The sequence below is a fragment of the Desulfitibacter sp. BRH_c19 genome (assembly GCA_001515945.1).
Classification (GTDB): Bacteria; Bacillota; DSM-16504; order Desulfitibacterales; family Desulfitibacteraceae; genus Desulfitibacter.
Map to the genome: position 1 here is coordinate 20,586 of LOER01000006.1, position 22,073 is coordinate 42,658.

19 protein-coding genes are annotated in these 22,073 nt (G+C 36.7%); 4 read left to right on the top strand and 15 right to left on the bottom strand.

Annotated elements, in window-relative coordinates:
- Positions 1-168: 168 nt before the first annotated feature.
- From APF76_03590 to APF76_03615, 6 genes are all read right to left on the bottom strand, one after another.
- Positions 169-3,717, bottom strand: a complete 3,549-nt coding sequence (locus APF76_03590) for a hypothetical protein (GenBank protein ID KUO53135.1) — start codon at positions 3,715-3,717, stop codon at positions 169-171.
- Positions 3,714-4,961 (bottom strand): hypothetical protein, encoded by a 1,248-nt coding sequence (locus APF76_03595; GenBank protein KUO53136.1) that lies wholly within the window; start codon positions 4,959-4,961, stop codon positions 3,714-3,716. The genes APF76_03590 and APF76_03595 overlap by 4 nt, the downstream gene beginning before the upstream one ends.
- Positions 4,939-8,736, bottom strand: coding sequence for a hypothetical protein (locus APF76_03600; GenBank protein ID KUO53137.1), 3,798 nt, complete (start codon positions 8,734-8,736; stop codon positions 4,939-4,941). Before APF76_03600 ends, APF76_03595 begins: the two co-directional genes overlap by 23 nt.
- On the bottom strand, positions 8,729-12,316 hold the full coding sequence (locus tag APF76_03605) for a hypothetical protein (GenBank protein ID KUO53138.1): 3,588 nt from the start codon (positions 12,314-12,316) through the stop codon (positions 8,729-8,731). Before APF76_03605 ends, APF76_03600 begins: the two co-directional genes overlap by 8 nt.
- A 176-nt stretch (positions 12,317-12,492) precedes the next feature.
- On the bottom strand, positions 12,493-13,206 hold the full coding sequence (locus APF76_03610) for a DNA alkylation repair protein (GenBank protein ID KUO53139.1): 714 nt from the start codon (positions 13,204-13,206) through the stop codon (positions 12,493-12,495).
- A 213-nt stretch (positions 13,207-13,419) separates the two neighbouring features.
- The gene (locus APF76_03615; GenBank protein KUO53140.1) at positions 13,420-13,605 is read right to left on the bottom strand and encodes a hypothetical protein; all 186 of its coding nucleotides are present in this window, start codon (positions 13,603-13,605) and stop codon (positions 13,420-13,422) included.
- A gap of 179 nt (positions 13,606-13,784) precedes the next feature.
- On the opposite strand from APF76_03615, the gene APF76_03620 reads away from it, so the two are divergent.
- Positions 13,785-14,306 (top strand): hypothetical protein, encoded by a 522-nt coding sequence (locus APF76_03620; protein KUO53141.1) that lies wholly within the window; start codon positions 13,785-13,787, stop codon positions 14,304-14,306.
- A gap of 59 nt (positions 14,307-14,365) precedes the next feature.
- Here the strand turns inward: APF76_03620 and APF76_03625 are convergent, their stop codons facing one another.
- The 7 genes from APF76_03625 to APF76_03655 form a co-directional block, all read right to left on the bottom strand.
- Positions 14,366-15,106 (bottom strand): hypothetical protein, encoded by a 741-nt coding sequence (locus APF76_03625; GenBank protein ID KUO53142.1) that lies wholly within the window; start codon positions 15,104-15,106, stop codon positions 14,366-14,368.
- Positions 15,107-15,194: 88 nt separating this feature from the next.
- Positions 15,195-15,473 (bottom strand): hypothetical protein, encoded by a 279-nt coding sequence (locus tag APF76_03630; protein KUO53143.1) that lies wholly within the window; start codon positions 15,471-15,473, stop codon positions 15,195-15,197.
- Entirely contained in the window at positions 15,470-16,276 is an 807-nt protein-coding gene (locus APF76_03635) for a hypothetical protein (protein ID KUO53144.1), read from the bottom strand. Before APF76_03635 ends, APF76_03630 begins: the two co-directional genes overlap by 4 nt.
- 87 nt (positions 16,277-16,363) lie before the next feature.
- Positions 16,364-16,621 (bottom strand): hypothetical protein, encoded by a 258-nt coding sequence (locus APF76_03640; GenBank protein KUO53145.1) that lies wholly within the window; start codon positions 16,619-16,621, stop codon positions 16,364-16,366.
- Position 16,622: 1 nt separating this feature from the next.
- A complete protein-coding gene (locus APF76_03645; protein ID KUO53146.1) occupies positions 16,623-17,018 on the bottom strand; it encodes a hypothetical protein in 396 nt (131 codons plus the stop codon).
- 103 nt (positions 17,019-17,121) lie between these two features.
- Positions 17,122-17,592 carry a hypothetical protein gene (locus tag APF76_03650; GenBank protein KUO53147.1) on the bottom strand — a complete coding sequence of 157 codons (471 nt, stop codon included), beginning with the start codon at positions 17,590-17,592 and terminating at the stop codon, positions 17,122-17,124.
- A 511-nt stretch (positions 17,593-18,103) separates the two neighbouring features.
- Positions 18,104-18,781, bottom strand: coding sequence for a (Fe-S)-binding protein (locus APF76_03655; GenBank protein KUO53148.1), 678 nt, complete (start codon positions 18,779-18,781; stop codon positions 18,104-18,106).
- A gap of 258 nt (positions 18,782-19,039) precedes the next feature.
- Between APF76_03655 and APF76_03660 the strand changes: the two genes are divergently transcribed.
- The gene (locus tag APF76_03660; protein KUO53149.1) at positions 19,040-19,438 is read left to right on the top strand and encodes a hypothetical protein; all 399 of its coding nucleotides are present in this window, start codon (positions 19,040-19,042) and stop codon (positions 19,436-19,438) included.
- Between the two features lies 1 nt (position 19,439).
- A complete protein-coding gene (locus APF76_03665) occupies positions 19,440-19,646 on the top strand; it encodes an XRE family transcriptional regulator (GenBank protein KUO53150.1) in 207 nt (68 codons plus the stop codon).
- A gap of 12 nt (positions 19,647-19,658) precedes the next feature.
- Here APF76_03665 and APF76_03670 read toward each other — a convergent pair whose 3' ends face one another.
- Positions 19,659-20,837: a hypothetical protein gene (locus APF76_03670; protein KUO53151.1), complete on the bottom strand. Its 1,179-nt coding sequence runs from the start codon at positions 20,835-20,837 to the stop codon at positions 19,659-19,661.
- A gap of 189 nt (positions 20,838-21,026) precedes the next feature.
- Positions 21,027-21,407, bottom strand: a complete 381-nt coding sequence (locus APF76_03675; GenBank protein ID KUO53152.1) for a reactive intermediate/imine deaminase — start codon at positions 21,405-21,407, stop codon at positions 21,027-21,029.
- A 467-nt stretch (positions 21,408-21,874) separates the two neighbouring features.
- On the opposite strand from APF76_03675, the gene APF76_03680 reads away from it, so the two are divergent.
- Positions 21,875-22,069 (top strand): hypothetical protein, encoded by a 195-nt coding sequence (locus tag APF76_03680; GenBank protein KUO53153.1) that lies wholly within the window; start codon positions 21,875-21,877, stop codon positions 22,067-22,069.
- Positions 22,070-22,073: the final 4 nt, after the last annotated feature.

Here is a 22,073-nt window from a genome sequence, read left to right on the forward strand (position 1 = left end):
TTATTTAGACTTGTTCTATAGATATATTGTTCCAATAGTTGATTCGTTTATCAATTAATATTTGGGGCAGTATCTTCAGTTGTATCTCGATTTATTCTAACATTCTTTCAAATCTTCCATTTTACATCCTTTCATATCAAATGATTTTCACCAGATGGTGTTGCCCCTTTAGCCAATTTCCATGGTTAATTTACTTCCTTCCCCACCCACTTGGGCAGGTGTTACAATCAGTCTTCTTGCCATGCGATTTCTCATTTCCTGGACATGACTTATTACCCCTATGGACAAGCTCCCCATTTGAAGCCTTTCTAAAGCTGAAATAACTACTTCAAGGAGTTCCGGATCTAATGAGCCAAAGCCTTCATCTAAGAAGAAAAATTCTAGTGGATAGGTCCCCCTTAGCTGTATTTGAGATGAAAGGGCTAATGCTAGCGAAAAAGACACTAGAAAGGTTTCTCCTCCCGAAAGGGAGCTGACAGGTCTTCTGAAGCCGCCATTAGCATCATCTCTAATAATAAATCCACCTTCAGAATCTACCTCTAGAGTATAGCGATTCTTTGTAAGCTCTCCAAGTCGGGCAGATGCTATCCTAGCAACATTTAAGAGATGCTCCTCTGCCATAAATTCTATAAAGGCATTGCCCGTCAATACCCTCCTTAATTCCCTTAAAAGATTACCATGTTTCTGAAGCTTCTTAAATTCTTCCTCTAACTGCTGCCATCTGAAATGCTTGGCTTGAATATCCTTTAGAGCTCTTATCGCAGCACCCTTATCTTCTAAAGCCTTTTCGTGGTTTTCAATACACAGCTTTAATTGTGCTTGAACAGTTTGCCACTCTTCTTCTGATAGTGTCTTCTGTTCTAGAAGCTTCTCTAAGTCCTTTTCTCTTTCTAGTAGTGCTTCAAGCTTCTTGTTAAATTTTTGAATTTTTTCCTTAAGCCCCCTGCAAATTTCTATAGGCCGTAGTGAACTTCTTGCATCCGTTTCATTTTCAAAATCCTGTTCCTTTAAACCCATAAGTAGCTTATCTTTTAGTATTTCTATTCTATTTAAAGTATTGGCAAAATCAGCCTTGAAGGTTGTAAGATTCTTTTCCGCCTTTGTTCTCTTTTCAGAGACGTTCTCTAGGGTTACCTTTGCCTGTTCTTTTTTATCCTTTAAAACCATTAATTCTTTATTTGTTTCAACTAGTAGTTTTTCAACAGTCTCACCCGCTGTTATATTATTCAAAAGAGTCTTCTTTTCCTCATATGAAATCTTTAGCTGATTTAAATTCATTGCCAACTCGGCCTCTTCAATCTGCTTTTCCTTAATACCCTTTTCTGCTTCTTGTAAGGAAATATTTGTGTCCTCAATTTCTTGTTCAACTTTTTCTATTCTTGTTTTTAGATCAGCAATTTTCTTATCCCACTCACCTAGCTTTTTCCATTCATTTACTATTTCTAGAATATCAATGTCGCCTCTTGCTCCATTTAACTGCGCTTCCTTTTCTTTTAGTCTATACTCTAGCGCAGTAAGTTTTGCTTCCGATTCCTCAATATTTTCATATAGGCTTTGTTTTCTGCTTAGGGAAACATCTCTTTTTGATTTTGCAGCATTCAGCCTGTCTTTGACTTCTGTAACTGCTTTTTCTAGCTGCTCTAGGGTAGCTAGTTGTCTCTCATACGTTAGTTTAAGCTCATCTGAGTCAAGCTTCTGCCATGCTTCAGGAAGACTATTTCTTTGATGAGACAGGTAGGTTTGCTTTTCCTCAATGAGAATATTTTCTTGCTCAAGTTTATCCTTTAAACTATCTAGGTATAGCTGCTGCTGATAAATGCTTTTTTCACTAGTCCGCAGTTCTTCTGCTAATTTATCTAATTCCTTAGTACATTCTGCTGATTTTTCTTTTAATATATTTAAATTTTCAATACTATCATTTGCCTGGGCTGGTTCAGGATGCTCCCTAGCTCCACAGACTGGACAAGGTGCACCATTTTCTAAGGACTCAACAAGCATTCCAGCTAGATTCTGTCTCTCCTGATCCTTTAATTCACCTTCGATCTTGTTTCGTTCTTCCTCCAAAGCTTTGATGCTTTTTTCTAGCGTTTCGTAGTCTTCTCTTGTTTTCTTTCTATTTATCTGGGCTGTAGACAAATCATTTGTAAGAGTGGTGATCTTTTCTTTAAGATCATTTATCTCTTTTTCATAGCGAATTACTTCATTAATGTGGTAAAAAAACTTCTTTTCATCTCCTGGACTTCTTTTTTTCTCTTTCTGATAGTTTTCAGAAATAGTTTTCTCCTCTGCAACCACTGCAAGAAGAAATTGCTCTGCTTCTTGGAATCCATTTTCAGCCTGTTGATATAGTTTCTTTTTATGGTTAAATTCTTTTTTGCTTTCTGACAGCTGACCTAAGATATCCTGGTACTCTCGGTAAGTATTATATGCAAGGTTGATCTGCTGCCTATCTTCTGGAGAAACTGTATGATTTCCTACTATACTTCTCATTGCATTTTGTTCCTTAAGGCTAGTTTCCCTTTTTGACCTTAGGATATGAATCTGAGTATCTAATTCAGCTACTACTGCAGTACAGGCCTTTTTGTTTTTATGTCTTTCCGTGGCATCAATCATTAAAGCTGTAATTTCTTTTTCAAGAACTTTAGCTTCTTCTAGTCTTGTCTTTCTCATAATGAGAAGTGGTTGTTTTTCTTCCCACTCTTTTTCTGTATTTAAAAATACCTTCTGAAGATTTTTCTGTTCACTTTCAGTTCTATAAAATATATCTTGGGCGCCTTCTAGTTCTTTTGCTTGGATGTCTTTTAATCTATCAAGATGTTCCTGTTCCTCCAAAAGATGCCTTATGGACTCAGCCCTTTCAGCTTGATTTAACTCTTTTTCAGAGGCTGTTATTTCTCCTTCTTCTTTAAGCAGAAGTTTTTTATCACTAATAACTCCATGGAGCTCTGTTTGCTTTTGCCAGATCTCCCTGTACTGATCAAAGATCTTCTGTGTTTTTTCAAGTGCTACCTTACTTTGTAGCTCTGCTTCTTTAGCTTTTTCGAGGGACACTTTAGCATTTTCTAGGGTCATTTCTGACGCATCCCCTAGACCCTGCTTTTCACGCTCTATCCCCTCTATGGAATTGACTACTACTTCACTTCTCTTTTTTACCTTTTCCTGGAGCTTGTCACCATATGATTCAAGGTTAAAAAGCCGTTGCAACATCATTCTGCGGTCCCGTCCTTGAAGAGATAAAAATTCGGCAAATTTTCCTTGAGGAAGTACAACCGCCCTAGTAAAGTCGTCCACGGTAAGTCCTAGTATCTGAACAACAGACTGATCAACATCATTGACCTTATCTGCAAGTACTCTTTGCCCAAAATCACCTTCTTCAATTAAACGGCAGTTGCCACTTTGAACTGTATTTTCACGTATTTTCTTGAACTGTCTTTCAACTATATATCTATTTGAACCATCCCCAGAATTTAGTTCAAAGGTATAGGAAACATAAACCTTATCAGAATTATGATTAATAATTCCCTGGCGGGTATTCTTCGGGGCTCTTTCCACTTTACCGAAAAGGGCTAGGGTGATTGCATCTAAAACCGTTGATTTACCACTTCCGGTCGGGCCAAATATACCAAATGTACCCCTTTCACATAATTTGCTAAAGTCAATCTCCTGAATGTCTTGATAGCTATGCAATCCCTGTAGTTTCAATTTTATTGGCTTCATGATACAGTCTCCACCTCCTTCTCACTTTCTTCCTGATCCTCATTTAGAAGCTCTAGGAACAAGTTCATAAGGTCTTCACCAGGCAGGGTTCCTCCTGACTTTGTCATATAAAACTGTTTAAAGAGTTCATCAATGGCAACACCTGAACGATCTACTGCTGACAGAGTATCTTTGTCTTCTGAAATAAAAACAGGTCTGATGGCTATGATACCTGGATGAGCTTTTTTAATCAGCGCTAACTCCTGGTGATTCATTACCTCTTTAAGGTATATCTCCAGCTCTATCCAAGCATCCATATTTCTACCTTCCTCACACCACTCAAGAACCTCATTGACACCACCTTTTGCTACCCACCTAACAAGGGGCTTTCCGCTATTTAAATGAACACTTTTCACATCAGCCTGACCACCTGGGCTTATGTCTACTATGTAAACAGATTTAGTCTGATTAGCTTCGGAAAAACTATAGGCAAGGGGAGAACCAGAATAGTAGGCAGGTACGTCCGCTTTCACCCTCTGAGGCCTATGAAGGTGACCTAATGCAGCATACTGAACTTCTGACGGCAAGGCATCGGGATAAACAGTACATGCTCCTCCTAAGTGAAAGCTTCTTTCAGAATCGGAGATCTTACCCCCTGCAGTATAGATGTGACTCATCAATAGGTTAACTGTGTCTTTGCGAAAGTTTTGGGAATTTGCCATTAAGAGATTTTTAACACGCTCTGAGTAAGCCTGCTGCATTTTCTCGTCATCCAGTTCAAGACTCATAACCTCCTTAAGCCTAGCTTCTGAAGGATAGGGAAGGGTAAGTATTACTGCATTATGTTCACAACCAGGTACTGAAATCTCAATCCAACCTGCTCCAGAATTCACACAGCTTGCTTTGTTGGAAAGGACTTGGGGATGGATTTCACTTGCAGGCAGCCCCAACAGAAATATTCCTTGACGCTGTGCTAAAGTTTCCACGGCACACAGTCTATCAGGATTGTCGTGGTTTCCAGCAATAACCACTATCCCACGTTTACCTCCTTCTGCCAGTATATCTATAGCATTACAAAAGAGTTGTTCTGCCAAGGCAGGGGGATTATATGTATCAAAAATATCTCCCGCAATTAAAACAAGGTCAATCTTCTCATCCTTAACGATCTGACTAAGCTCCTCAATAAAATCTTCTTGTTCCTTATGCCGATCTCGTCCCTCTAGGTTTTTCCCTAAATGCCAATCAGATGTGTGAAGTACTCTCATTAAATTCAACTCCCTTTGGAATTCTAATGGCTTTGTTGATGCTTAAAAAATATAAGTGTTTTTCTTTGACAGGTTTCTTTAAAATTGTTTCCACAGCCTGAGAATAAAGATTAAGCTGATTTTTATAACTCTCAACTTTTTCTTCAAGGTTGGTTTGGTTAACATAATCAGTCTTATAATCAACGACAACCGCACCATCCTCTTCATAAAACAAACAGTCTATGATGCCTCTCATTAGAACACATTCATCTTTAAGCAATTTTTCTTCCCCTTTATAAATGTCAGTAGCAGGAATTGCTAGAGTAAATATCAATTCTCTCTTAACCTCACTAGCTTTTAAGATTCTAGCACCTAGTGGAGACTCAAAGAACTGCAGTACCTGATTAAAATTGACTAGGTTGGCTTCTTCAGGAGTAACGATATTCTGCTCAAGCATTAATTCAACCTGCCCTTTTATTGTTATAATATCTAACTGCTCCCTAATAGCATCAAAGCTTAGATACTGCATCACCTTATGCATTAGATTTCCATACTCTGTAGAGGATAGCTGATTGAGGTCCCTTAATTTTTGCAGAAAAACTGGTTTGTTTCTTTTGGGAGGATACTTAACAATCTCTCCCTGATTTAGGTTAGGGGCTAAGTCAGGATGCTCCATCAGCATTCCCTTTGCTTCTGTTACTGAAACAACTGCAGATTTGCCAACTGTAGCTTGAAATGGATACTTCCAAGATAAAATCTGTTCAACAGTATCAAGATTAGAGCCATCAGTTTCAACTACTTCTATATTTTTAATTCTTTCTAGAATTTTAATAGTCTGACTTTTTTCCTCAATCTGCTTACTAATACCAAGTTCATATTTATTAATTAGCATACACTTCCAGATAGAAGGGTCTTCATATATGCCCACGTTCGGTATATTATCTGATGATAGGAAGGTACGCAAGTTTTTCATGTCTCTGTGTCTGAGTAGGGCAGGTACAAGCCAATCCAAAAAGGTTTTTGCTCCAGCCAAATTCCCATCTGGAAGCTGCCATCCCTCATGGAATAGGGTTTGCTCCCATTTTAAAACTGCTTTGTTCAATTCCTTTACCGATCCAACAAGTATGAGTTTTTCCTTTGCTCGAGTTAGGGCAACATAAAGAATTCTCATTTCCTCTGCAAGACTTTCTCGATGAATTTTATTTTTAATAGCCAGTTTTGCCAAGGTAGACGTTTTGACACGTAATTTACTATCTACTAGTTCTGGGCCAAGGCCTAGCTTTTTATGAATTAAAATATCCTTATTTAAATCCATCATATTAAACTGCTTGCCAAGACCTGCTACAAAAACAACCGGAAACTCAAGGCCTTTGCTTTTATGAATGCTCATAATCCTTACTACATTTTCCTTTTCTCCCATACTACGGGCTTCTCCTAAATCCTTTCCCTTTTCAAGAAATGTCTCTATAAAATGCAGAAAACGGGATAAACCTCTGAAATTTAGATTCTCATACTGTCTTGCCCTGTCATATAAAGACCTTAGGTTGGCCTGTCTTTGCTGGCCCCCTTGAAGACCTCCTACAAAATCAAAATATCCGGTCTCACCATAAATATTCCATAGTAGCCCTGAAAGACTACCTCGGCGGGCCATGGTTCGCCACCTTCCTAACATGTCTACTATTAATTTTGATTTATTGCCAAGAGAGTCCTCACCTTTAGATGCTTCAATGACTGCTTCGAAAAAATCTCCATCCTTTTTATTCAATCTCATTGTAGCAAGTTCATCAGCTGTAAGCCCTACTATAGAAGATCTCAGTACAGCGGCCAAGGGGATATCCTGCCTGGGGTTATCAATAACCCTCAATAGTGACATGATTGTATTTACTTCTACTGCTTCAAAATACCCCGAGCTAAGCTCTGCATAGGCTGGAATATCCCTTTTGCGGAACTCTTCAAGGAAGGAATTTGACCAGCCCCTTGTTGCACGAAGTAGAATAACAACATCTCTATATTCTAGGGGTCTGTAGCCTTTAAGTCTTTTGTCATAGATTGGATAGGCCTCATTGACAAATCCTTCTATTCTACGGACAATTGTCCTGGCCTCCATTTGACTAACTTCAAGTTCCTCTTCTTCATCATTCTGATCGGAGGCTTCATCTCTATCATCAGCATTTAATTCTTCAGATATATTATCCAAAGCAGTTCCCTCAGCTCGATCAATAAGCAGTAGCTCAATACTTCTGTCACAATTTTGATCTGCCTCAGGATAAACTGCACCACAAACTAACTCAGCTTCTATGTTATACTCTATTTCTCCCACAAGAGAGGTCATTATTTGCCTGAATAAAAAATTCACACCATTTATAACTGAATCCCTGCTTCGGAAGTTTTTTGTTAAGTCTATCTTCCTGTTTTTACTTCCTTCAATCGTGGAAAAGCTTTGCTGTTTATCCTGAAAAAGGGAAGGCTCTGCCAACCTAAAACGATAGATACTCTGCTTTGCATCCCCAACCATCAGGAAGTTTGGACCCTGCTGAGCTTGTTTACAGACCAATTGTAGGATTGTTTCCTGAACCTCATTAATATCTTGATATTCATCCACTAGCACATACATGAATTTTTCCCTGAGTTCCATTGCAACTTCAGATGGTTTTATCTCACCACCTACATGCTCTGATAGTAATTCCAGGCAGTAATGCTCCAAATCACCAAAGTCAAGGAGACCTTTACCAAGCTTTACCCTTTTATAGTCTTCATTAAATGATTTAACGAGCTCTACAAGTTTTTCAATTAAGGGAGCAGCACTATGCATATCCTCCAAAAATTCCGCTTCTGTTCTGTAAAAATATTGGGCCTCTATTTTTTTAAGACTCTTTTTAGCTTCATCCCTTAAATCTTGAATGCGTTTTTTTAAGTCTTCGTCAAAAGTTATTCCTTTACAGCTTTTTAAACGAGTAAAGGTGAGGCTATGAAATCCATCTTCTAGCACATTCCATTTGCCTTTACAGTTAAGAAGTAAATCATCCACCAAACTCATGTCATCTTCTAAATTTTCAGCAAGTGGTGTAGGGCCATTTGCTTGATTTGCTATCTTTAAAGCCCTTTCCAAGACCCCTCTAACTCTCTGTAGTTCAAGACTGATTTCTTCTTTAAGATAGTCAATCCATGGGTAATCATCAACGCTCTGAATGTTTTCATCACAAAACCCACAGGCAACCCCATCAAGCCATCTCTCAGGCCAGGGTGTGCTTGCAGAGAAGTTGTGTATCTGAAGTATCATTTTTTGCAAAGGAGTATCTTCTCTTTGCCCCCCATAGCTTTCTAAAAGATCCAAAAAATCCAGATCTCCGTTATCATAGTATCTGTCTAGAAGCTTCTCAACTACCTCTGTTCTTAAGATATCACTTTCTAATTCATCTGCAATTCTAAAGGTAGGGTCTAAATCTAGCTTGTGGAAATGCTGCCTTATAACATTTAAACAGAAGGAATGAATTGTCGAAATCGAGGATTTATTCAATAGCCTGACCTGTCTGCGTAAGTGCTTTGACCTGTTTCCACTACGAATTTGAGCTGCTACTGATTCTCCCACACGCTGACGTATTTCTGCCGCTGCTGCATTGGTAAAGGTGACAACCAAGAGTCTATCAAGGTCAACAAGCTCTTGTTCATTTGATACAAGCTGAATAATTCGTTCCACAAGGGTATGGGTTTTACCTGCACCTGCCCCTGCAGAAACTAATAGATTACAACCCCTTGCTTCTATTACTCCCTGCTGCTGTATTGTTAGCTCACTCATTATTGTCACCTTCCTTTACACCATATTCCATGTCAGGTTCAGGGGCATTACTTGACTCTTCATCAGCTTTGTGTCCCCTTTCCTTATTTAGCTGCTCCCAGACTGTATGATGAGGAATATTATTTAAAACCCTGTAATTGTTCTCTTGGAACAGTACATCAAATTGACAGATTGCCTTATAATCACAGAATGTGCATGGCTTTATCTTACCTTTTTTATAGGGTTCAATTGCTACAATACCTGATAATATTTCTTGACCAATTTTCTTAATTGTTTTATAAAAATGATTTCTTAGAAGTTCAAAATCTTCACTAGTAAATACTTTGGACTTCTGATAAAATCCATCCCCTTTTAATCCAACAGGAATTACTTGTGACCAGCCCGTTGCAAATTCACTATCCATTAGACGTACAAATTTTTGATCGGCAAGTACTATTCCCCTAAGCTTATACTCTTTACCTAGCTCCTTCTTGATCTTTTCCTCATCTTCAATTTTATCAAGCTTTATTATAGGGTTGTGAACCCTAAAATAGCATATGCCTCCTGGCAGAGCTTCATCTAACTCCAAGTATCCTGAGTTCTCAAGACAGACCAGCAAATATGCAAGAAGCTGCAAGCTCAAGCCATGATAGAGATCATCAAGCTTTAATTGAGTATTTCCTGATTTATAGTCAATAATTAAAAGATATCTTGCATCCTCACCAGCTACAGAATCTACCCTATCTATCCTACCAGCAATCTGAAGAGTGGTTTCTTCATCAATTGGTATATCCAGGGGAGGAAGTATGCTACCCTCGTAACCAAAGTCTATCTCATGGCCAATGGGACGGGACTTGCCCTTTTTTGCATGATCTATCATTGCTTTTAGGCTGCTTTCAATAATATTTTGTAGCCTTTTTGCAAGAAATTTATATCTGTTTGAGCTTAAAAGTAATTCATTTTGCATCTGAGGTGCTAAATTACCTACCACTTCATCAAGAATGGTTGTCAGCTTAGCTTCAGTAATATCAGCCATGTCCAATTGCTCTGAAGCAGCTTTTTCAAAAAAGTCTTTTAAAGCAGCATGATAAAATTGCCCATAATCTGGTGCCTCTAGCTTATTGGTTAATCTCCTCCTGAGCTTTAAACCATAGTTTAGAAAATGAGCAAATGGACACTGCTTATATTTTTCTAAACGAGAAACGCTAGTTTTTATTAAGCTTGAGGAGGTTCCTGACGTAGCAGGTGTGTCCCCTTTTACTGAATGAAAGAGCTTTTCTCTGGTGTGTATAAAAAGAGGTTCCTCTTTATTGGTCCAAAAAAGCCCCTGAAATAGTCTACTTATTTTCTGTGTATACTCTTCTTGATTAATGAACCAGTTGTAAACATCAAACCAGCGGGAATCAACCTCCATTCCCTCCTTTAGATAACGAAACTGGCTTACCATCAAAGGTAGAGTTCCTTTTCCGCTACATACAAAATCTAATGTTTCCTCTGGTGATTTAGGCTCTAGTATCCAGAACTTTTCCCTTATTTGAGGAAATAGTCTTTTAAGATTATCTATGACCATCGAGGGCATAAGAGCCCTTCCTTCTGTATCAGCCAATGGGTAGCTTATACATAGGTACTCACTTGCCCTAGTAAGGCCTGTATAAACTAGATAATCCTCATCTATTAGTAACCTCTCATCTCCAGGTGCTAATTCCATTCCCACCCTTTGAAGACCCTCTCTTTCTCTATCTGTTAGCATGCCCTCTTCGGATGGTCTCATAGGGAGAACACCATCTGTAACACCTGCCAAAAATGCCGCTTTTATGTTAGGTGTTCTAGAGCGTCCGAGACATACCACCACTACCTGATCAAGGCCAGGAGGAATTAAACCAAGCTCAATACCCTCAAGACCTACTTTTAAAATCTGAGAATACTCTTCCAGGGTTAAGTTTTCATCACCTAAGGATTCTACTAGCTCCTCAAATACCTGGATAACTGCCTGGTAAATCTGAGAGTGTTCTCTCTCTTCTTCAAGATTTCCATTCTCCCGGGCTTCCTCAATCCAGTTATTAAGCTTTATGTCAACCTCTAACCTTTCAAATAGTTCATAGATTGCTGTAGTCTTCTCAATAGCAGTCTTTGCTTTCTTTAAGGAATGATGGAATTCAAGTAAGACCTCCTGAACCATTTCCTTGGTTTTGTTTATATAGGTAATTTCATCTTTTTCCCAGTAGCTTAATTCATTATCCTCTCCTAATGTTCCTTTTCTTCTATAGCTCCAGGGAGATGACTGGAGCCAAGCCTTGCCCCTAATACCATGGGCAATAATATAGTTCTCTAGTCTATCTACAGCATCCCTATCTAAAGGAAAAAAGTCTGTTTTTAATGACCTAAATAAGGGCTCAACAGGCCAGTTTTCAAGAACTGTTTCCATACTTGAAATAATCAGTTCTACAAGGGGATGGTGAATCATAGACCTTTTCTTATCCATAAAAAAGGGCACTCCGTAATCAAGGAATGCTGTCTCCACTAACTCCTGGTACTCTTCAAAATCCCTGAGGATAACAGCAATTTCTCTCCACCTGTACCCTTTAGTTCTGGATAAATTTAAGATCTCTCTGGCTATGCTTTCAACTTCTGCTCTTCTATTTACTGCCGAAGCTATTTCTAGATTATTTACTTCCTGGTGGTAGCAAGGTAAATCGGGATTATAATAATGCTTTTCTAAATACGCCAGATCAGGAGATCCTCTAAATCTATAGGGTACTAAGCTAGGAGTTGGCAAGCTGAGTCTCTCAATTACAGGTACTTTTAAACCTACAGACAGCTTGTTTATTTTTATATAGGTTTCCTTTGTTATGTAAAAGCAGTCTTCATCCTCTAAGGGCCTATTGATGTTTTGTGGGTCCAAGGATAGTGAAATATTTACTTGCTTAGCTGTTTTTATAAGTTCCTCTATAACTTTATACTCCTGGGGTGTAAAGCCAGTAAAGTCATCTATCCAAATTTCCGAATGCCTCACAAAATTACAGTGCCTTATTTTTTCTGCTAGTGATGTAAGATAATCATCTGGATCTAGATATTTATCCATTAGATAGTCTTCAAAATCTTTATATAAAATGCTGATGTCGTTAAGCTTTGCACCAAGCAATTTTTGTTCATCCATGTCAAAAAAACCCGCGCTACCCTTTAATTGCTCAGGTGTAAGCAAGTAGGTTTTCATTTCAGACATGGTTTTTGAGAGGATATCTAAAAATCCAGGCTGCTTTGCTGCTTGAGCAAATACCTGTAAATCTCCTTTTCTATTTTCTAAAAGTCTTTTTAAGATCATCTTCTTTCCAAGTTCTCCTATGGGCTTACGAGTTTCCCCACCTACTTCTCGAAAAACTCTCCAGGCCAATCTCCGAAAGCTTAGAACCTGAACCCTCATTAACCCACCTAGTCCAGGAGTACAAGCCAGCTCCTTCTCTAGCTGAAAGGTAGCCTGCTCAGGAACTAAATAAATCAAGGCATGTCCATCAGGCTTGTCCCTTAGTTCTTCTCTTATGCTTCTAAGACAGTATTGCGTTTTACCTGAGCCTGCAGCACCAAGTACAAATCTTAAGGCCAAGTTCTTCTCCCCCCTTCCAAACATCTATATCATATTGCATTCACATATTTCCAAATTTATTACATGTTACATCATTTGAATCTATTAAACATATAAATTAATTCCACAAAAGTGCCATCTATCCTTCATTAATTTACTTTTTCTGTAAAATGACAATCTATGTCTCTTTTTTATTCCTAAACCAGGCCTTTTAAAAACTTCTGCCTCAATTCCGGTTCAAACCTCTCTATTGCATAACTTAACATTGTCCGAGGCATTGATTGATAATGCTCCTCCAAGAACTTAAGTTCTGTTAAAAAATCTCTCTTTCCTACTTCCCTCAACATCCAACCTACAGCCTTATGTATTAAATCATGTTCATGATGAAGTAGTATCTTGGCCATTTTTAAGGTTTCTTTAAACTCATTTTTTCTTATAAAATAGAATGTAGAAATGATTGCAATTCTTTGTTTCCAGAGAATATTTGAGTTTGCAAGTTCGTATAAGATATTCCTATCTTTATCCATAAGATATGCACCCAAAATCTTTTCTGCAGATACATCAACTAAGTCCCAGTTATTAATGTACAGAGTATTTCTTAGATACATGTCTACAATATTCTTTTTATCCTGCTCTGTTGTTGCTTTCTCAAACTTGTAGACTAATATTATTAATGCTGTAAATCGATATTCATGAATTGGTTCTCTTAATAGCTCCTGAGCAGTCTCTAACGATACATTTCGATAATGTTTCATTGCAATTTTGCGTTGATCAGGCACTCTTATACCTATAAATTGATCTCCTTCACCATAACCACCGGGTACTGCCTTAAAAAATTTTGGAAGAAATTCGGCCTTGTCATGGTTAATATAACAATTTAAATCATGTTTTATCTGATCTAAATCTTTCAAAACTATCACCCCAAAATTAGATTTAATTAATGTTGTTTTTGCACTCCTTAAAATAGAACATTAGAGATATGAACCGATAACGTTCCTGGCATTACTAACGCGCCTAAGAGTACTGCTTTAACTAGTGCTCCTAGTGGGATTGTCCCTGAATTTGCCGGTATATCTATCAATGCATTACAACCAACCATTGATCTCATTACACTTGATGCTTGTTTACCTATTTGCCTTGCAATCCATTGTCCTTTTTCGTAATTTAGATGCACCCTTAAATACCTGCGTTGAGTGCTTTTTTATTAAATCGATCTCCTGAAAAGCATCAAGAATTTTATCAGCTATTGCTGTTTTATCATCGAAAAATATATCTTGCGCTTCTTCCAGTTCAACTGCTTTAAATTTCATTATCTATACTCCTTTTCTAAAGCTGTAATGAGGACCCCTAGTTAGTATTAAATAGAATATAGTTATTTTCCCATACATTACATATCCTGGCAAACCCATAAGATGGACTACAAAAATTGTGTATTGAATTTCACTAAATTGGCAAAATAAATATTACTAACTAGTTTGGGGGTATTATTATGATTCAGGTTGGGAACTTTCACATTGGTACAACTAATAGCGTTACACCACCAAAGATAGATATTGGTGAAGCATTTATATTATCACAGCATTTGTATTATAGATATAGTTGTCTAGAACAAACTCATAAATATTACAACTGGGCAAATGATGCTGATTTTGTAACGCTTATTAAAGCAGGATTGAATTATTTGGAAAAGGAAATATCTTTAGTAGAGGAACAATTGGATAAATATAAAGTACCTCAACCAAGTAGGTCACCAAAAAGTGTTAAGATTTCTAAAGACGTAAATAATAGTTCATTAATTAGTGACCAATTTTTATTTGAGCAAATGCGCAATGGGTGTATAGCAGCGGTAGAGAAAAACCTTCGTAATGCTGTGATGATCCTTAACAATGATTCCTTACGTGTTATGTTTATAGACTTTGTAAAAGAGGAAATGGAAATATTGCTTAATCTCTTTAAATATGGAAAGTTAAAAGGTTGGTTGCCAGTATATCCAATTTATAAGGCAGATTGAGAGTGTTAACAACCATGCGTTAAGAATAAATCATATAACGTTCTGCAAATATGAGAAGTTTACTTTGAGCCAGTAAAAAGGGCGTGCCCTGCATGGTAAAATAGAACTTCAATATTTCTGAAACCTGCATTTTTCAACCATTTCAACTGACTCGCAAGTATAGAAGGCTTATCAACTGGATCAGGATAATAGAATATATTCCATTGTTCTCGTTCAAAAAACTTGTAAGCCCTTAAATCCCCGTAAAAACTCATAGATTGTTCTTCTACAATTTCATCCCACTCTCGTGCTGCTATTAGTCTTGACTCCTCTGTAACGGGTTTGATTATATCAGCAATAATGAATCTTCCTTTTCTCTTTAGACCAGAGTAGAGTCTTTTAAAAAGCATTTCTTTTTCACTATCATTTAAATGATGGATAGCTAATATACTAGTAAAACAATCCACTTTGCCGAGATTTTCTTCCCAACTTTGTTTATGTATGTCAAATTTTTTAAATGTCACCCTATCCGCACAAGAAGTTAATCTATCTTTTGCATAATTCAACATTTTTTCGCAACCATCTAATGCTATGACCTTTGATTTAGGGTATCTTTTCAAGATAGATTCTGCGAGCCACCCTCCACCAACGCAAATATCTACGACTGTAAATTCATTTTGAGAGTAGGTGAATAGTAAATCAATTAATATCTTTTCCATCTTTTCGCGATATGGCACAAGTGCTTTTCCAAATTGTAAAAATTGCTCTGAATCCGATTCATTCCACTTGATTTCCCTGTCAATAGAGCTGATATCATTCATCAATAATAAGCCACCTTTTTAGAAACCTAATTCAACTTTAACGTCTACTATGCATTTTCTCCTGTCCTCATGACAGTATGAATAATCATTACCCAGTCTCCAGAGTTATTAGTACAATCTCAGGTCGATTATAAAACCTAATAGGTAACACACTTTCTCCTAGACCACCATTAATCACCATTTTTGTGAGGTTTGATGAAAATAGTCCATAATCTAACTTTGGAAAAAATCCTTGCCCTGGTGCAATAATTGCATGCTTCCGCCCGCGTCTAAGGACTTGGCGCACTATAGTACTGGTATTTCTACGCATTGCAAAAGGCACAATGCTAGAACTACTGGCGCAAGTTTTGTTTTTATGTCCTCTCAAAGCTCATTACTTTTTTTATTATAAAATTCTTTATAATCATTAGCTAAAGCTTTAGTAAATCTATCTAAGGCAATAAATATTACACTTGAAATAGAAAAAAAGAGACTGTATTCATCTACTGCTTCATTGTCAATAAAAAAACTAATAACTTTCTGATACCCATTAAAAAATCCATATGCTACCAAGAAAAAATATGCAATAAGTCGTCTAAGATTGACAATTATTTTATCTTCATTAAATTTAAGTTTATCAAAGTATATCCAAAAATTTACATAGAGAGGAAATACAATATATGCAATGTAATACACACTAATTGGCCACTCTAATAGAAGCAAAAATCGAAATATTATTTGTATTAACACAAGAAGAATTATTAAACTAAATCCATTTTTACCAAAATAACCTAAACGGCTGAAAAAGTAATTCTCATTATGAAACTTCTTATTTCTTATCCCAGCTAAATCAAAAAAGGAAGCCTGTTTAGGTGTTTGTTTCCTCAGGGTAATTAAGATTGCTGAATTGATAAAGGAATATATAACATAAGGAATAAAGGCCCAATATTTTGCTTTACACATTACAATAAGAAATAAAATTGAGAAAGCCAGAAAAGCAAATTCTAAAATTATAATGCTTAATCTAAACTTTGATAACCATGGAACAATTTTTTGCGCGATTTTATTTGAAATCAATTCCAATTCATTGAATAGCTTACCTATTCCCCAATTAACAACTAATCCGAATAATATAATTGTGAGAATTGAAGGGACTACTATTTTAAGATTGGTCAAAACCTGATAATCCACACTCTTAATCCCCCTGTTATACTTAGTGTAGAAGCCCACCATTCAGGAGGCCGCCAGATGCCCCTTAAACATTATACGAAAATAATCTTACTTAGGACCATGTATTGCGTGATTTGCTTTATGTACATCTTCTTTTTTCACTAGAATTTCATAGTTGGTTCGGATACTTGAACCAATTGCTATTCTAGATTGTCCTGTACCACCAAAACTATTATTGTCGGTTCTCGTTTTGGTTTTTATTCCATTGTCTAATAGTCTTCCCCTCATGGTAGCAAATTCCTGAAGATTGCTTGTCATGTAAATAGTCTCCCAACCAAAAAACATTCCCATAATTTTCTTCAGCATTTTAATTCGCCCCTCTCCTAATCACAATCCCACTTACTATATTGTCAATTTTCCAAGCATATTTTTCTATCCAATATCGTTTCCCGCTATAAGATACTGAAAAAGGTCTCCCATCAACCTCCAATTCAATTGTTGCATAGATATCTCTACCATTCCAATTTACTGTATCTGCGATGTCACTTGGTTTTGACATTAGAATCAAATTTGTTCCTTTATCTAGTCCTTTTTCCTCGATAAAAAGATTGATCAAACCTTCTGAGTGACTATCTGCAACCCATCTCTTATATCCCCCACCACAGGCTGAAGCATCAAAACTTACTGGAGCAAAGTGTAAATACACTACCACTATTCCTATAACTATAATTATCGTAATAACTATCTTTTGTCCTCTTTTCATTACCTTTGCTCAACCTTTCTCGATACATTTTTATATCTAAGGGCTTGCAAAATATAAATATTAAATATGTATCAACCCGATGCAGGGCTGGCGCAAGACTTGCTTATTCTTGTAAACTCTTTTTCATAATAGTAAAGTTTGTGCCACAATAGTCTTTTTGGTCAATAGCACTCCAGTTAAATTTTTTATAATATTCTTTAGCATTTGGTGTATATAAATATAATGTATTAATACCCATTTTCTTGGCAACTTCAATTATGTTATCAATAAGTATTTTCCCTACACCTTTATTCCTGAATTCTTCTTTAACATACAAGCCTGCTAACCAGGGAGTAATATCGTTTCTTGTTTCCATGTCATATTCTTTTAAGCATACAGTTCCAATAAATTTATCTTGATCCATAGCGACCAAAGCTAGAGGGAGTTTATTCAAATTCAATCTCTCAGAAATAGAAACTTCAAACTCTTTTATGCTCCTTTCCGGATACAAATAACCCCATTCACTATAAAAATATTTTGAGATTTCCTCTATTAAGTTAGGATGGTTTATTAAATAATCGATTTTAATATCCATTGTTATTTTCACCCTTTTCTTCGAAACAGCCCTTTGACTGTGTAATAAAAGTAATTCCTCTGTTGTTTTCTTCCAACAAAACCAGACCCACCAAAAATTAATACATTCATCTCTCTCACCTAACCCTTACTATTAATGGTTTCTGGTTATTTTAGGTTTAATCAATCTTTAAATGCTCTCTAATAAAATTACATATTTCATTCATAGCTTCTGTCGCATCATTAAACATTGGAGCTAATAATGGATAGCAATGAACCATTCCAATTCCTGCTCGGAATGTTACTTCAACCCCCACATCTGTTAACCTATTTAATGCCCTGCCGCATTAATGTTTATTCCATGGAAGGGAAAATAGCAATTAGTACAATTAGGCTAAAGGCTCTTTTTTCGATGTTCTAAAAACCCGAACTTGAGAATTTCGCTAATGATGATAAACTTTCTTACATTCACAATTCTTTTTAAAGCCTCATTTATTTAACTGAATAATGCCTTTGTACAGATGGTAGCAACTTTATTTACGGCCTGTACGGTACAAGCAAACCTTACGACATTCATTACAATTGTATAGATCAAACCCTCTTCCTGCTTTGAAGAAGGATTTTTCTCTACATAATTTTTGATTGACCGTTATTCCATTCATGGCTTGCTGCGGACAAGCGTCCAGACATTTATGGCAGGAAGGAGGACAATTGAAACCTTTGACAATAGGGTCTGAATCGACTTCCGCATCAATTAGTACTGCTCCGATGTAAACCATGTTCCCCAATTTTTCATTAATTAAAATTGTATTTTTCCCCAAAATCCCCAGACCTGCAAGTACTGCAGCATGTTTTAGTGATATGATACCTCTTCCATGCATGTTTTCCTGATCCCACGATAAATATGGCACATCGGCGGGGATTAGAGCAGCCTTTACGTTACTGCTTTGAAAGAACTGGCATAGTTCCATAGCAATTCTGTCAATCTCTTCATACATCTTGTATGCAGTATGAGTATAAGGAACCGGATTCTCTGCTAGAATGGCATCGATGGGCATTTGTTTAATAAAAACAACCACACTTTTGCACTGACTAAAAACATCTTTTGGATGAAACCCTTGAGGGGCATCTGCAAACTTTTCAACTCCTGTAATTCCACACATATGTGCTCCCGCTTTAAGCGCAAATTCTTTGATTAATTCAGATTTCATAATACCTTTTGCTCCTTTCTATTGGACAGGTGCAAACTTTTACCTCCCATTTCGTAGAACATGGCCCGATTTGTGAAGTTTTATTTCTTTTCCAAATGCTCTGGGACATACAATTCGGCATTTATTGCAATTGCTGATAACTCATTGTCAAGATATATCCATAGGACCATTGACAGTCAGATGGCATTTCTATATAATGTTATATATAACTAACATTTAGTTATATATAACTAACTAAAAGGAGGGTTTGTTTTTTAAATGAATTCTAAAAAAAGGTTTGTTTTCTTACTAATTATATCCCTATTAATGGTTATCGGTACTATCTTCTTTTCTGCTAATTTAATCTCACTCGGAAATAGCTCAATGGCATTAGTACTATTATTCATAATGATTATCCCTTTAGGGATTCTTTCGGTCTTTATCAGAAAGTGCTATTATGATTTAAAAGCTGGTGTGCCAGGTGAAGATGAAAGAACAAAAAAGGTTAGATTATACGCTGCTGGCTATGCCTATTTCATTTCTTTATATGTTTGGATTTTACTACTTGCATTTAACAAATACTTAGATGACGATCTGTTGATGATTGGTTTATTTGGAATGACTGTTTCATTTTATCTATCATGGGTACTATTAAATCGTAAAAAGGGTTTTGAGTAAAATGAAAACTAGGATAAAGGAACTTAGAGCACGTTTTGATCTAACCCAAGAACAATTAGCAAAAATAGTCGGTGTAAGAAGAGAAACTATTGTGTTTCTTGAAAAGGGAGAATATAATCCCTCGCTTAAACTTGCTGCTAAAGTTGCCCGTGTTTTTAATTCTACAATTGAAGAAATTTTCATTTTCGAAGATAGAGATTTAGAATAGTACCTATATAACTCACCCCGTGTTATTGCACTTCGAAATACCACAAAAATCAATAATCACATCAGTCAATATTCTGGCTGTATCAATTACCGAAGCAAACTCAACATATTCAGTTGCAGCATGACATCCATCGCCGCTTGGACCATAAATAACTGTTGGTATTCCGACACTTGCTAATATTGCTGAGTCCATCCATCCACTCATACCTATAAAGTGTGGACTAATCCTTAATCTATTTGTAAATGCTTTTTCTAAAGATTTTACAATTAGCTCTTCCTTCGATACTTCAAGTGCAGGACGGTAGAAAAATACATCAAAATCAGCCTTAAACTCTTCATCTGATGCCTTTATTTTGTTAATAATACCTTGTATCTCTTCCATGACATCTTCTCTAGTTTCGCCGGGTAGTGTTCTTCTTTCTAATTCTATCTTGCAGTAATCTGGATATGTGCTTAATTCCTTACCTCCACTTATTGATGACGCATGAATTGAAGGGAAACCAAGTAATTGATGTTGTTTACGTGAAAGTACATTTTTTTGTAAATTCTCTACTTCGATTAACACTTTTCCTGCCTTTGTAATTGCATCAATTCCTTTATCAGGCATACTTCCATGTGCTGCTTTACCGAATATTTCGATTTTCGCCCACGCAAAACCTTTATGGGCAATTGCTATTTCTAGATCTGTAGGTTCAAATATTATTGCTGCATCAGCTGAGAATTTTTCAACTAATACTTCAGTCCCTTTGCTAGCATATTCTTCATCAGCAACAAATGCCAGAATCACATCCCCCTTCAATTTTACGCCTGAATCAATAATCGATTTTACTGCTCCAATCATTGCAGCTAATCCACTTTTCATATCTAAGCTGCCTCGGCCATAAACTTTGCCATTTTCATGCTTTGGCAATAATGGTTCAATTTCCATTCCTTCTATTGCTACAGTATCGGTATGGCCATTCAACATTAAATTTTTACCATCACCATTCCCTTTAAGTACGCCAATGACATTTAATCTATCTCTTTCAACTTCCTGATATTCAACTACTAGTCCCATTTGAGCAAGATAGATGCCAATAAATTGAGCAATTTCAGATTCTCCATTTCCATCTTTAACAAGTACAGGGTTAACCGAGTTGATTTTTATCATTTCTTCTAAGAGCTTTAGTATTTCTCTCCCATTATTTTTCATTTTACTCAACTTCCACCCCTTTCGTAACTCTAATAATTAACCAAAAAAGCCCAGTATGGCAGGTAACGTTCCCGGCATTCTCGTAGCGTCATAGTAATTCATCTATTCTAAGTTGCGGGACTCCCCTGTTACCCATGCAAGGCTAGCGGTGATAGTCATCGGATAACTTGTAAATAGGCTATAGCCTATTTAACCTCTTCTAGCAATCATTTCGATTTCGACTTGTGCCCCTAGTGGTAGCTCATTAACTCCAATAGTTGTCCGTGCAGGATAAGGAGAAGAAAATTGTTTTGAGTAGACTGAATTCATAGCCAAAAAGTCTCTCATATCAGTTAAAAAAACAGTGACCTTTATTACATCATCTGGAGATAAGCCTGCTGAATACAACACATTAAATAAATTCTTAAAAGACTGCTCTGTTTGAGTAATAATATCACCTTCTACAAGTTTGCCCGTTTTGGAATCAATAGGAGTCTGTCCCGAAAGGTAAATCAAATTACCTGATTCAACAGCGTGTGAATATGGACCAACTGATACGGCTCCATCTGCATTAATAGCTTTTCTCGGCATTTTTTTATTCCTCCTTGTATACTATGAGCAGCACCCGATCTGGACGTAATTTCCAGTTGGGAAGTTGCTCATTTTTTAATTTTTGTTCTTTAACAACTACAACAAATAATTATTCATCGTAGCAGGGCTTGTGGGTATGTGGGCAATGCTTTAGCATTGTCCAAGCGATTGTGGATGGCATCGGTCCTGTTTTTGCTTCTGGTATTATTGCTGAAATCGGAGATATCCACTCAGTTCGACAGCCACGCTCGTTCTCCGTTGCAAAAATCGTGACAACCTTCAAGTTAGGTCGAAGGCGCAGCCGGAGCCGCAAATTATCGTGTTATCGGAAGGGTCCAGCTTCAAAGAATGCTTACCAAAGCTTTCTTATTTATTATATACCATAATGTGCCAATGCCATGTTTTTTTCTAAATTAGATCATATGGGCATAATATTTATTGAATAGATTTTTAAAGGGTGGTATTATATGGATAAAGATAAAAAAGCACCTCTTGATAAGGAGGAGAAAAAAATGTCAGCAATTCCTAAGAAAGTACAGATTGATCGCCAATCTATATTAGACAGAATTAGCTCAAAAACTACAAAACTCAATGCAAAAAAAGGTAAAGTAAAATTAAATCCAGACAATCCCAGCCACAAAGATTGGTATGAGGATAAATAGTATA